Source organism: Pseudomonas edaphica, from assembly GCF_005863185.1.
GTDB classification, from domain to species: domain Bacteria; phylum Pseudomonadota; class Gammaproteobacteria; order Pseudomonadales; family Pseudomonadaceae; genus Aquipseudomonas; species Aquipseudomonas edaphica.
Genome location: NZ_VBVZ01000164.1, coordinates 1 through 11,379, shown reverse-complemented (window position 1 = coordinate 11,379; position 11,379 = coordinate 1). Strand labels below are relative to the sequence as shown.

16 protein-coding genes and 1 pseudogene are annotated in these 11,379 nt (G+C 56.2%); 13 read left to right on the top strand and 4 right to left on the bottom strand.

Translation table 11 applies throughout. From position 1 onward, the window contains the following. Window positions 1-535, bottom strand: a pseudogene (locus tag FEM54_RS13150) (sensor histidine kinase); the annotation flags it as partial. Then, on the bottom strand, window positions 528-1,202 hold the full coding sequence (locus tag FEM54_RS13145; RefSeq protein WP_138451275.1) for a response regulator transcription factor: 675 nt from the start codon (window positions 1,200-1,202) through the stop codon (window positions 528-530). The gene FEM54_RS13145 and the pseudogene FEM54_RS13150, both read right to left, overlap by 8 nt. Window positions 1,203-1,338: 136 nt before the next feature. On the opposite strand from FEM54_RS13145, the gene FEM54_RS34010 reads away from it, so the two are divergent. Then, a complete protein-coding gene (locus FEM54_RS34010) occupies window positions 1,339-1,515 on the top strand; it encodes a hypothetical protein (RefSeq protein WP_170036389.1) in 177 nt (58 codons plus the stop codon). 370 nt (window positions 1,516-1,885) lie between these two features. Here the strand turns inward: FEM54_RS34010 and FEM54_RS13135 are convergent, their stop codons facing one another. Further along, window positions 1,886-3,031 (bottom strand): serine hydrolase domain-containing protein, encoded by a 1,146-nt coding sequence (locus tag FEM54_RS13135; RefSeq protein WP_138451271.1) that lies wholly within the window; start codon window positions 3,029-3,031, stop codon window positions 1,886-1,888. A gap of 57 nt (window positions 3,032-3,088) precedes the next feature. Further along, window positions 3,089-4,156, bottom strand: a complete 1,068-nt coding sequence (locus FEM54_RS13130) for a fatty acid desaturase (RefSeq protein ID WP_138451269.1) — start codon at window positions 4,154-4,156, stop codon at window positions 3,089-3,091. Between the two features lie 303 nt (window positions 4,157-4,459). On the opposite strand from FEM54_RS13130, the gene FEM54_RS13125 reads away from it, so the two are divergent. The 12 genes from FEM54_RS13125 to FEM54_RS34930 all read left to right on the top strand — a co-directional run. Continuing rightward, window positions 4,460-5,023, top strand: a complete 564-nt coding sequence (locus tag FEM54_RS13125) for a recombinase family protein (protein WP_138451267.1) — start codon at window positions 4,460-4,462, stop codon at window positions 5,021-5,023. 110 nt (window positions 5,024-5,133) lie between these two features. Further along, entirely contained in the window at window positions 5,134-5,868 is a 735-nt protein-coding gene (locus tag FEM54_RS13120; RefSeq protein ID WP_082463551.1) for a LexA family transcriptional regulator, read from the top strand. A 149-nt stretch (window positions 5,869-6,017) separates the two neighbouring features. Further along, window positions 6,018-6,176: a hypothetical protein gene (locus FEM54_RS34005; protein WP_017137056.1), complete on the top strand. Its 159-nt coding sequence runs from the start codon at window positions 6,018-6,020 to the stop codon at window positions 6,174-6,176. 285 nt (window positions 6,177-6,461) lie between these two features. Then, window positions 6,462-6,800 carry a phage holin family protein gene (locus FEM54_RS13115; RefSeq protein ID WP_138451265.1) on the top strand — a complete coding sequence of 113 codons (339 nt, stop codon included), beginning with the start codon at window positions 6,462-6,464 and terminating at the stop codon, window positions 6,798-6,800. 23 nt (window positions 6,801-6,823) lie between these two features. After that, window positions 6,824-7,339 (top strand): hypothetical protein, encoded by a 516-nt coding sequence (locus tag FEM54_RS13110; protein ID WP_138451264.1) that lies wholly within the window; start codon window positions 6,824-6,826, stop codon window positions 7,337-7,339. Window positions 7,340-7,342: 3 nt separating this feature from the next. After that, window positions 7,343-7,954, top strand: coding sequence for a phage baseplate assembly protein V (locus FEM54_RS13105; RefSeq protein ID WP_138451262.1), 612 nt, complete (start codon window positions 7,343-7,345; stop codon window positions 7,952-7,954). Between the two features lie 9 nt (window positions 7,955-7,963). Next, complete coding sequence (locus FEM54_RS13100; RefSeq protein WP_138451260.1) at window positions 7,964-8,296, top strand: phage baseplate protein; 333 nt, start codon at window positions 7,964-7,966, stop codon at window positions 8,294-8,296. Next, a complete protein-coding gene (locus tag FEM54_RS13095; RefSeq protein WP_138451258.1) occupies window positions 8,293-9,288 on the top strand; it encodes a baseplate J/gp47 family protein in 996 nt (331 codons plus the stop codon). Before FEM54_RS13100 ends, FEM54_RS13095 begins: the two co-directional genes overlap by 4 nt. After that, window positions 9,285-10,013, top strand: coding sequence for a phage tail protein I (locus FEM54_RS13090; protein ID WP_138451256.1), 729 nt, complete (start codon window positions 9,285-9,287; stop codon window positions 10,011-10,013). Before FEM54_RS13095 ends, FEM54_RS13090 begins: the two co-directional genes overlap by 4 nt. Then, a complete protein-coding gene (locus FEM54_RS13085; RefSeq protein WP_138451254.1) occupies window positions 10,010-10,543 on the top strand; it encodes a hypothetical protein in 534 nt (177 codons plus the stop codon). Before FEM54_RS13090 ends, FEM54_RS13085 begins: the two co-directional genes overlap by 4 nt. Window positions 10,544-10,570: 27 nt before the next feature. Further along, entirely contained in the window at window positions 10,571-11,191 is a 621-nt protein-coding gene (locus FEM54_RS13080; protein ID WP_099485970.1) for a hypothetical protein, read from the top strand. A gap of 11 nt (window positions 11,192-11,202) precedes the next feature. After that, window positions 11,203-11,379, top strand: a 177-nt coding sequence (locus FEM54_RS34930) for a phage tail assembly chaperone (protein ID WP_276614535.1), incomplete at its 3' end; no start/stop codon positions are given.

Below are 11,379 nucleotides of genomic sequence, written 5' to 3'. Positions count from 1 at the left end.
AGACCAGCAATGCGATGATGATCAATGCCGGCACAAATACCGCCAGGCTGATCAGCGCAACGCTACGCAGTACCTGGTCAAAGTAGGCGTCGGACAGCGGAGTCTCGACCTCACCCCCGGCTTCATGATCGTGGTCGACGTCGTACATATAAAGAATTTTGCCATCACCGAGGGGCTGCTCGAGGATTATCTGAATCGGCGCGTCGTCGTCATCGGAGTACAGGTCGCCAAAGATATGCACCGCGCCGAAGGACAGACTCGGTGGTGTCGCCAGTATCTGGCGAACGTTTTCCGGTAACGCCTGCTTGCCGATGACGCCGGTATAGAAGTAGTTGCCTGGAGGCGGCGTGGTCGGGTCGTTGTTGTAGTGCCTGGTGAAATACTGGGCTTCCTCTTCCATCATTGCACTGGCGGTGTAGAGCAACCCGCGCACAGTGAATGCAGGCAGCAATTGGCTGTAAATCACTAGGACCACAGTAATCAGCAGCAGAAAGCTCCCACTGATCACCCATTTCAAACTCAGGGCGTTACGCATGGGGTTTTACCTGAATACCGACCCCGGGAAGCGTGTGGATCAAGGGTCGACCAAAGGGTTTGTCTACCGTCTTGCGCAGTCGATGCATATGGACTTTAAGCGTATTGCTGTCGGGTGGCTCGTCGCCCCAGATGCTTGTTTCCAGGCGTTCCCGTGGTACGGGTTCTGGGCTGGCACGCATCAGGTGCTCCAGTAAGGTCCAGCAAATGGGCGACAAATGCAGCGCTTGCCCGGCGCGACTGACTTTACGGGTGCTCAGCTCCATCACCAAGTCATCCACCTGCAGGCGACTGGCCTGACCACTGCGGCGCAGGCTCAGTGCTCGAATCCTGGCCACCAGTTCGGCCAACTCGAATGGCTTCACCAGGTAGTCATCAGCGCCCGCAGCAAAGCTGGCGAGTTTGTCCGACAGAGCATCCAATGAAGTGAGCATCAAAATGGGCGTCTGACTGCCTTGCTGGCGTAACCGTTCACACAATTGCTGGCCGTCCAAACGCGGCAACATGATGTCCAGGATAATGACGTCGTAGTGCTGCTCAAGTGCCAGGTTAAGCCCGGTCTGGCCATTACTGGCGTGGTCGCAGACGATGCCGCTGATCTCCAGGTATTCAATGACGGTAGTGGCCAGATCGAGATTGTCTTCGACCAGCAGCAGGTGAATATGCACGGGATGTCCCCTTGGACGCTTGTCATTTATGGCCCGAAGGATAGCGGAAGTCAGCAGGGGTTCTCTGCAGGTTTACCTGACGTTAACCCATCACTGTTTAAGCTCAGGCTCTTCATATCCTGAGAGCGGCACAGCCATGAACCTGTCCTCGATGATCAAAGGCGCTTTGTTAGCGTTGATTTTTTTCGGCCTGATGGCCAGCGCCCTGCCGTCCCGGGGGCAGTTTGTGCGTCTGGGAGGCGGCGTCTGGTTTCTGATGGGCCAGCACATCGAGCAGACACGTGCGTACGGCGTTGCCAATGCACAGCCATAACGACGGCGTCAGCTACGCCTGGCAGGTAGCCATATGCCTCACACTGGTTGTGTGTGTGTCGGTGTCCATGGGTATCTATATCGTTCGCTTGAATACGCAAATTGATAAGCAACGAGAACTGTCGCCGGTGTATCTGCACGATTGTGACAAAGGGCTTGGGGGCTTTGTGGTCTACACCGACGGCAGGCGTAGCGTGGACAGTTGCTACATAGTCAATGAAAGTGAATCAACGGGCGTCGACGGGGCGCAGGACCCAACAAGACTCACCGCGTGGTGAGCGGCTCAGATACACCCTCTCGTACAATAAAACCGCTCCCTGATCTGTTGGCACATTCCAGGCACCAAGAACTCCACCCGCAGGGCAACCCGCTCAAAGCGCTGCATACACCAGTGATGACAGCCTTCCAGGCCGAGGGTCAATCATCGAATGACTGCCCGAAGTCGTGGTGACAAACCCAAAGCTCGCTCGCCTCTCGGGGTCGGCGAAGCTTATCGGACCACCCAGCCCGATATGGCCAAAGGTGCCCGGGCCCATTGCGTGGGAAGCCGTCGGATCACGTTGCTGTTCCAGCATGCAGCCCAAGCCATAACGCATTGGGCGCATCCAGACCCGGTCCATGCCGTGACTGTGTTCTCGTGTGAACTCATTGAGCAGTTCGCGACCGATAAAGTGTCCGGCCATTAATGCCGTGTAAAAACCGGCTAAACCGTGCGCTGTGCCATGCCCGCACACCGCCGGTTGCTGATAGGTCCACCAGCGTGGGTCACTGGTTCGCCTGGGCACCATTCCGGGGTTGGTGAAGGCGAGTGTCGCGATGTGCAATGGCTCGTTTTTGAGCACCGTGCGCAGCGCTTGCGAGTAACTGTCACCGACTCGTCCGCTGGCAGCGTCGAAACGAGCAATGCGATGAAAGTCTTTTGCGTCCACGCCAAGGTGAACGTCGAGGGCATGGGGATCCAGAATCTCTTCATGGATAAAGACACAGGGATCACGCCCGTCCACCCGGCGAATCAGCTCACCCAGAATCCAGCCAAACGTCGTGGTGCCATACCCAAGGTCTGTTCCCGCTTCCCACCACAGCGGCTCGGCCTCCAGGACCCGCACCATATGCTCCCAGTCATACATCATGGCGTTATGGCCGGGGGTTCGCAGTGCCGGCAGGCCCGCGGTGTGATTCATCACCTGACGCAAGGTCACCTTGGCTTTGCCGTTTTGGGCGAACTCAGGCCAGTAGCGGGCCACGGATGCATCCAACTCCAGCTTGCCCTGTTCAACCAACATCAGCACGGCCACCGCGACGTAGGGTTTTACCACGCAAAAGGTATTGGCCAGCGTGTCGTGCCGCCAGGGCGTGGTGCCTTCCTGATCCGCCGTACCGGCCCATAGGTTGATAACGCGCTTTCCGTCTACTTGCACGCACAGCCCTGCACCACGCTCCTGCGGATCATCAAAAATGTCCTCGAAGGCCTGCCTGACTGCTGCGAACTGCTGCGCACAGATCCCTTGTGCTTTCATACTTCAGACTCCTTGTCGTTGTAGTGCTGCCCTTGATATGTGCGAGCGTGATGGCACTCACCCCCGCGACCGAGTGTGAGCGTGCTTCGTGGAATAACGATTCGCGCGCTTGTAGGTGCCGAAGTCATTGAATCTGACACCGGCTCGCGCCATGACTTTATGCGCATAGGGTGCCGTCATCTGGCGAAGATAGAACGGGTCTCTGACCACAAAGTGATGAATGCTGTGCGTGCTGCCAAAGTTGAAACAGAACATCTGGAACGGCCACAACCACCAGGGGTTCATCACCTGAGTTTGTTGTAACGGATTGCGCGCGGCAACATCGCCATAATAGTGCATGTTTGAACTGATGAAAAACAGGCAGAACTGGCGTATTAAGTTAGGCGCGATCAGAATAACAACGGCGCTGTTAACTATCTCGATTAACCCCGGCGTTGCAGCGGAAGGGTGAACCTCCTGGCCCATGATTGAGCCAAACCAGACAGTTGCGTGGTAGCCAAAGAACACATACCAGCACCCCCAATACAACAGGCCGAAAGGTGTGTTGAGCCGAATAATCTTGCCTAACAACTTAATCTTTTGCCGCCATCCAGGTGCAAAAATCGCGTTTAGAAAACCAAATATAAAACCATCCATCAGTTTCAATAAGCGCAGTATTCCCCACGGGCTACCACTGGTCGTTATCCAGGCCTCGACATCTGAATCAGTTCCGGACTCTTTGTGATGGTGAAAATGCAGACTGCGTCTTAACCAAGGACTGGGCATGCCCGGTCGGGCCAGCCAGCAAAAAAACATCATGGCATTATGGGCCAGTGGCTTTTTCCTGAAATAAAGACGATGAATCAAGTCGTGCTCGATTTCATGAATAAGCGAAGTCAGTAGCGCATTGATAAAAATGCACAGCCATGCGGGGATAAAACCCTTGATGTAGAGACCTCCTGTGATAACCATGCCCACCAGTGAAAACACCATGACACTTGCGCCCAGCGCATCCTGGCGCAGCAAGATCGGATAACGTTCGCGCAGGTAATTACCATGCTCGGTAATGCTGCGGGTAACCGTATCGATCTTTTCCTGATCGGTAGTTAGCCGATCAACTTCAACGGCTTTTTCCAAGACTTTCATCCATTCATCCTCTGCTTGCGTCAGGGAATTGCCAGCCTTGTCAAGCCGGCCACGTCAACTGTTTGAACTGGAAAACAATGGGTATTTAACGCTGTTGCGTAAATCCAATGAATGCAAAATCGACGCTGTGTCAAAAACTTGTTAGGATTAATCCAGGCCTCAAAATGATAAGACAAGTTCAAGTCTTTGCAACTGTGTATTTTGGGTGGCTTCAGTGTTACGGATGTGTAAGGATTTAGTGATTTAGTTACAGTTTGTACAAGTATAAAAAGGACTTTGTACAACTATTGCCAAGGAGGCACCATGAGATCTTATCGCATTAGATATTTCCGGCACTCTCTGCAAGCGCCCTGCGATAGCATCGAGAACATACCCAGCCGTGATGTATTTGACGCGGTGTTTTGCGATGAGGCAGCAGACGAGGCGGTAAATCGCGCTGGCCTGGAAAGACTCATTCGCTACCTGCAGTGCGGGGATACCGTGGTGGTCGATAGCATGACCTCGCTGACTTCCAGTACCGAACAACTGTGTACTCTTATTCGACGGCTGGTGGAAAAACAGGTAACGCTGGAGTTTCTAAACGAAAACCTGATTTTCCGGCATGACTGTCTTGAGGTTGTGGAGACCATCATTGCGGTAATGGAGCGGATTGCAGCGTTCGAACGCGCCACAAGAAGGGAAAAACAGGCAACCGGAATCGCTGCCGCAAAGGTCCGTGGGTGCTACGGCGGTCGCAAGAAAAAACTGTCTGGCAATCAGGTGGTCAGTTTAATTGGCCGAGCCAGCGCAGGAGAAAACAAATCTAAATTGGCGCGTGATTTTGATATCAGTCGTCAGACCCTTTATCGCTATTTGAAACCTACATAGGGCTTGTCAGTTGCCGAACGCAGCCGGGCCGAGGTTGAAATTTTTGCTATTGCATAAAATATGCAATTTAGCATTTGCCAACCCCAAAAACTCCCGGCACTATCGCCGTTATGCAAAAACGCAACGTTTCAACCGTCTTAAGAGAGCTGCTGGACCGCGACCGGATCTCCCCCACGGAGCTTCACCGGCGTACCGGCGTGCCTCAATCCACACTCTCGCGGATCCTCAGCGGCAAGATCGTTGATCCGTCGGACAAGCACATCTCGCGCATCGCCGAGTACTTTCGCGTCAGCACCGACCACCTGCGCGGGCGCGCGGCGTTGGGCGCTGGGCGCGATGACGGGCGCGACCCGATGCATTCGGAACTCAAGGACATAAGCCTGTGGGACGACGACACACCCGTTAATGATGACGAGGTGTCGATCCCCTTTCTGCGCGAGGTTGAATTGGCTGCTGGATCAGGAAGATTCGTCATCGAGGAAAGCGAGAAGGCCAGCCTGCGGTTCGGCAAGCGCAGCCTTCGCCACAACGGTGTGCAGTTCGACCAGGCCAAATGCGTGACGGTGCGCGGCAACAGTATGTTGCCGGTGCTGCGCGACGGCGCGACGGTTGGGGTGAATGCGGGCAAGAGTGGTATTGGCGACATCGTCGATGGCGACTTGTATGCCATCAATCACAATGGCCAACTGCGGGTCAAACAGCTCTATCGCCTGCCTTCCGGGATTCGCCTGCGCAGTTTCAATCGCGATGAACATCCGGACGAGGACTACAGCTTCCAGGATATCCAGGATGAGCAAATCAGCATCCTCGGCCATGTGTTCTGGTGGGGCATGTACGCCCGTTAACCTCCTTGCGTAAGACAAAGCCCGCCCATGTGCGGGCTTTTTTTCGACCGTAGAAAACCGGTAAACCCCTGGCCCATAAGGTTCGAAATGCGCTGGTGCATTCCGATAGCAAAAATAAATGCATTTGTGCATTGACTGTATATGCATACATGCATATTCTCCATCTCAAGCCAGCCAACAAGGTGGTGGAGGCGGCAAGGATGCTGCCAAGGAAAGTGACAAGGAAGGCACGCAACATCGGCAAGGACGCCATCGAAGCGATGGCAGGGATGCCAGGCAACACCGGCAAGGATGCCGACGCTCTTTAGTTACACCGCTTTAAAACAACAGGCAGCGATGAACCGGCCTTAACGGTTCAGAGGGTTGGCAACTGACCCGGGTGTGCAGCGTAAAGCACCAGAAGCAGTTATCCGGCAGACAGGGATCGTGGTCGGAAAAACATTGAGGAAAGAACCGTACCGCGCCAGTAGCGCCGAACGTTCGAGGACATCATTACTGAAAAGCCCGGGCAACCGGGCTTTTTGGAATGCCGACCTATCGAAGCATGTGTAAATGAAAAATGGACTATTGAGTGCTCAGCCAGGAGGCGTGACATGACAAATGAACAGCAAGCGTTAGCGGAAATGCCTATCTGGCTGGTCATCGTATTGGCAGTGATCGGCGGTGTATCCGGCGAAATGTGGCGCGCCGATAAGGAGGGCGCACGTGGTTGGTCGCTGATGCGCCGCCTGGCCCTGCGCTCCGGCGCGTGCATGGTCTGCGGCGTTTCAGCCTTGATGCTGTGCTATGCCGCCGGCATGTCGATTTGGACCGCCGGCGCCATTGGCTGCCTCACCGCCATGGCCGGTGCCGATGTCGCCATCGGCCTTTATGAACGCTGGGCGGCCAAGCGCATCGGGGTCAACCAAGGCTCCGGTCAAGACCCGCAGTAACCGTTGCAAGGACGCTATTTAATATGACCCTTATCGAAAAGCCCTCCCAACTGCCCCTCGCCATCGGCGCGGCGCTGCACGCGGCCTTCCCGGACTTGAAGGTCGGCAATCATCAGGATTTTCAGGGCGCCTTGGATAAAACCGGCGTGTTGATCACGGTCGAAGGCAATGGCCCAGGCATTCGCTCTCGCGAAGGGCGCAAGGCTCACGCCCTGACGATTTCGCTCCGGGCCATGGTGGCGCCGGGTGCGCTGCCGTTTGATGCCTGCGACCTGGCCAGTCAGCTTATGGACCAGGTGCTGGATAACCGTTGGGGCCTACCGTTGGCCCAGTGTGATTTGCCGATAAATATCGTCGCCGCTCCGGTTGCTGCAACAACAGCAGAAACGGACTACGACACTTGGACTGTCTCCTTCACCCAGACCGTCTACATCGGGCCGGTATTACTCACAGATCCTACCGGCCAGCCGCTGTTTGCCCGCACCTGGGAAGTGTCGAACATCGACGATCCCGACCAATACAAACCATTGGCGGAGTAGCCCATGTTCGACGCGCTTTTACGCATGCAACTGGGGCCGATTGTCGAACGCCTGGCAGAGATGGAAACCCAACTTGAAGACCTGTATCGACGCGCCGAGAGTTTTTGTCGGATTGGCACGTGTCAGTCGGTCGACGCCGCCAGCAATACCTGCAAGGTCAGCCACGGAGAATTGCTCACGCCGGCAATCCGTTTTTTCAACCCCAGCGCAGGCGCACAAACCGAAACGCGCATCCCGTCCGTGGGTGAACAATGCCTGTTGCTCAACTACGGCGGCGGCGAAGGCGGTGGTCAATCGGTGGCCTTGTTCGGTCTCAATAGTAGTCAGTTTCCGCCCGTCTCCAGCGTTGCCACATTGACCCGGCGGCGCCATCAGGACGGCACCCAAAGCGACTACGACGACGCCAGCCACGCCTTCAATTGGGTCAACGGCCCCACTACCTTCAGCGGCACCCGCGAACAGGTCGACGTCAAGGTCGGCGCCGCCAGCCTGACCATGAGCGCCCAAAACATCACGCTGCAAATCGGCGGCACCAGCCTGGTACTGGACGCTGGCGGCGCGCACTTCAGCGGCCCGCTGGTCGATCACCAAGGGCGCGTCATCAGCCCCCGATAAGGACATCCCATGCTCGGCATCGATCGAAACACCGGGGCAGCCGTCGATGACTGGCTGCAATTCGTGCAGCGCGCCACCCGAGCGCTGACCACCCCCGTGGGCACTCGGCAGAAACGCCCGCTGTACGGCTCGCTGATCCCGCAACTGCTCGGCCAGAACCTTGGCGACGACCTGCTGATCCTCGCCCAAAGCCACGCCGCGCAGGCGTTCTACAACACCCACAACGGCATCGGCGACTTCCAACCCCAGGTCATCGTCGCCACCCGCCAGGGCGCTGGCCTGTTACTGCGCTTCGCCGGCACCTGGAAAAACCGTCAACAAACTTTCGAGGTCGTGACATGAGCATGCTGATCCCCGGCCAGAACCAACTGGCGGAACCGGCCATCATTGCGGTGGATGAGTTCGAGCCGCTGCTGGCCGAATTCAAGGCGTTTGTTGTTGACTACGTCGCCACCCGTGCGCCGCAAAGTGCGGCCAAACTCAAAGTCAGCCTCGACAACGAAAGCGAGTTGCTGACCCTGGCCCTGGAAGCTTTTTGCGTGCGGCTGCAAACCCACGAACGCAAATACAACGCCCGCATCAAGCAGATGCTGGCGTGGTGGGCCACCGGCAGCAACCTGGATGCACGCCTGGCGGATATGGGCCTGGAACGCCAAGTGCTCGACCCAGGTGACCCTGCGGCGTTTCCGCCGGTGCCGCCGACATTGGAAAGTGACGACGACGCTCGCTTGCGTTATTACCTGGCACCCCATGCCCCGGCAGCCGGCTCGCGGATGCAGTATCGCCGGGAGGTTTTTACCCTTGGCGAACGTCCGGCGGTCAAGGTACAAAGCGCGACGCCGGGCGTAGTCACCGTCACCTATACCTTTGATCCGGACGGCTATGCGGTGCAGGTCAAGGACGGTAATGCTCGTCGAACGGCGCCCGGCGAGGTGATGGTCACTGTGCTTTCTCGTGAGGCCGACGGCAGCCCATCCGCCGATTTGCTTGACGGTGTTCGTCGCCATTTCGCACGGCCGGATGTGCGGCCGGAGACCGATCTGGTCAGCGTGCAAGGTGCGCAGATCCTGCGCTACAAGATCCGGGTCGTGGCCAAGATCAATGCCGGGCCGGATTCGGGGCTCACTCAAGTTGCGGCGCAGAAACTGCTGCTGGACTACGCAGAGTCCTGTCATCGCCTCGAAGGGCGGGTGGATCCCAGTTGGATCGACTACGCGATTCACAGCGCCGGTGCCGCGCAGTTACAGATCGTTGAACCGCTCGAACCCATTATCAGTAACGCCTTCCAGGCCCCTTATTGCACGGGTGTCGAGGTGGAGGTGCGCACGCTATGAGTGAGCACAAAGCGAGTTTGTTGCCAGCCAACAGCTCACCGTTGGAAAAGGCTCTGGACGTGGGATTCGGGCAATTGCTCGACCGAATCGTGCCGCCTTTTCCCGCACTGATGAACCCGGTGCAAACGCCTACAGAGTTTCTTCCTTACTTGGCCGCTGACCGTGGTGTCAGCGAGTGGGATGCTGATGCCAGCGAGGCGGAAAAACGGCTTACCGTATCTTGGTCCTGGCAAATACAGCGCCAGGCGGGTACGCCCAAAGCCTTGAACTATGCCGTGGAGGCGCTGGGGTTCACGTCCAACATCAGGGCATGGTTTCAGCAGCGTCCGTCGGGATTGCCTTACACCTTTGACGTGCAGGCGATTATCGGGCGCAGTTGGTCCAGTGGTGATCATAATCGGCTGATTCGCCGTATCAACGCGGCACAAAGCGAACGCGATCGGGCGACCATCACCATCGTGCATGAAACCTCTCAGGGGTTGCGACTCGCCGCAGCGGTACATCCGGGGCTGAGTATTCAGGACGACAGCCAGCCGGGTGCTTTGCCCGACGTGCAATTACACAGCACTGCGTTCTTCAGCAGCGCAGCCCACACACCACTGACTGATGGCGAGCTGCAGCTGGAAGGCGTGTTGCCTGAATTCGGGTTAGCCGCCCGGCTTAATAGTGCCGGTTTTGCCCGGCACTTCACCATTAACGACTACGACCTCAGGGCGCAGCCATGACAGATGATAATACGCGCCTGGTGCGCTTCACCTCCAAGGGTTTGGATGAAGTGCTGCAGGCAAAGAACCAGGGCTTGAAAGGCGAAATCACCCATATCGGTGCTGGCACTGGCCGCTACAACCCAGACGGCACAGAAGTGGCTTTGCGTGATGAGCGCCAACGGGTCGCCATTGTGGATTACGAGGACCTGGGCGACCGGCAACTCAGGATGGCCGCGCTGTTTGATGGCGAGGCCGAATATGAGATTGGCGAGTTCGGGTTTTACCTCGCCAGTGGGACCTTGCTGGCGGTGTATTCCGTGGCGGGGAAGTTGCTGACCTATAAAGCGGCGGCGGCGCGGGTGCTACAAAAATTTACGCTGGATATTTCGCCGTTGCCGGTGGACAGCGTGACGATTGTGGTGGGGAGTGACAACCTCAATGTTTTGTTGGGGGAGGATATTGCAGTGCTGGCGACGGCGAATATCGACAACATGGCGCGTCATACTGAGTTACTGTTTCGTGTGATGTCGCTGGAATCTGGCCGTTAAGGCGTAAACAGTTAAGGAGTGTTAAGCGTGAGTCTAGAAACGACTATTACGTCGCTGGTGACAGCGGCGAATAACCTGACCGCGGCGGTCAATGGAAAGATCGGTAGTATCAATGCGACGATGGCTGGGGCCTTGTCCCAGTTCAACGAGTGGCGCAGCCTGAAGGATGTCGAGGGGGACCCGAATTATCCGGGCACTATTCGCAGCACCATTCTTCAAGGGCATGTCTACGGTACGGGGGGGGTATATGAAGCATTGGCAATCGGCGATTTTAAGTCTACCGACTTGGGCGCGAGTACCAATGTATATATGCATTTTCAGATTCCGTTGAACCTTAATGTGAACGCAGAAATGTTCTGGTTCAATATCAAAGGTTACAGCTATGGGACGGCAAAAATTATCGATGAAACGTTGGTTGGGTATTGCTATCAACCGAATCGAACGCTGCACAACGTTTCAACTTTTGGCAATATGACACCTGCTGTTTACGTTGATGCGAACGGAAACATTGTTATGCGGATTTTGATTCCTAATATTTATTACACCACCGTCCGTATCGACACTATGCGAGTGGGTAATGGTCGTCTGTTTAATTTGGGTGATCTCAAAACCAAAGTGTCGTTGGCAGATACCGTGGTTTTTAGCTAAGGAGATAGAGCATGTCTGAAATATCTAGCAACGAGAGTCCATCTGTGGGTATAGCGGTGCCGACGCCTGAAATTGAATGGGCCGCCATTCGTGCTCGTCGGGATCAACTATTGCGCTCAACCGACTTCACTCAATTGCCGGACTATCCTGCAATTGATGCGCAGCGAGCAGAAGTCGCGGCCTATCGT

What these genes read in the sequence shown, in the direction of transcription:
- FEM54_RS34010 (WP_170036389.1), top strand. Translation starts at nt 1,339, where the DNA reads ATGAACCTGTCCTCGATGATCAAAGGCGCTTTGTTAGCGTTGATTTTT.
- FEM54_RS13135 (WP_138451271.1), bottom strand. Translation starts at nt 3,031, where the DNA reads ATGAAAGCACAAGGGATCTGTGCGCAGCAGTTCGCAGCAGTCAGGCAG.
- FEM54_RS13130 (WP_138451269.1), bottom strand. Translation starts at nt 4,156, where the DNA reads ATGAAAGTCTTGGAAAAAGCCGTTGAAGTTGATCGGCTAACTACCGAT.
- FEM54_RS13125 (WP_138451267.1), top strand. Translation starts at nt 4,460, where the DNA reads ATGAGATCTTATCGCATTAGATATTTCCGGCACTCTCTGCAAGCGCCC.
- FEM54_RS13120 (WP_082463551.1), top strand. Translation starts at nt 5,134, where the DNA reads ATGCAAAAACGCAACGTTTCAACCGTCTTAAGAGAGCTGCTGGACCGC.
- FEM54_RS34005 (WP_017137056.1), top strand. Translation starts at nt 6,018, where the DNA reads ATGCATATTCTCCATCTCAAGCCAGCCAACAAGGTGGTGGAGGCGGCA.
- FEM54_RS13115 (WP_138451265.1), top strand. Translation starts at nt 6,462, where the DNA reads ATGACAAATGAACAGCAAGCGTTAGCGGAAATGCCTATCTGGCTGGTC.
- FEM54_RS13110 (WP_138451264.1), top strand. Translation starts at nt 6,824, where the DNA reads ATGACCCTTATCGAAAAGCCCTCCCAACTGCCCCTCGCCATCGGCGCG.
- FEM54_RS13105 (WP_138451262.1), top strand. Translation starts at nt 7,343, where the DNA reads ATGTTCGACGCGCTTTTACGCATGCAACTGGGGCCGATTGTCGAACGC.
- FEM54_RS13100 (WP_138451260.1), top strand. Translation starts at nt 7,964, where the DNA reads ATGCTCGGCATCGATCGAAACACCGGGGCAGCCGTCGATGACTGGCTG.
- FEM54_RS13095 (WP_138451258.1), top strand. Translation starts at nt 8,293, where the DNA reads ATGAGCATGCTGATCCCCGGCCAGAACCAACTGGCGGAACCGGCCATC.
- FEM54_RS13090 (WP_138451256.1), top strand. Translation starts at nt 9,285, where the DNA reads ATGAGTGAGCACAAAGCGAGTTTGTTGCCAGCCAACAGCTCACCGTTG.
- FEM54_RS13085 (WP_138451254.1), top strand. Translation starts at nt 10,010, where the DNA reads ATGACAGATGATAATACGCGCCTGGTGCGCTTCACCTCCAAGGGTTTG.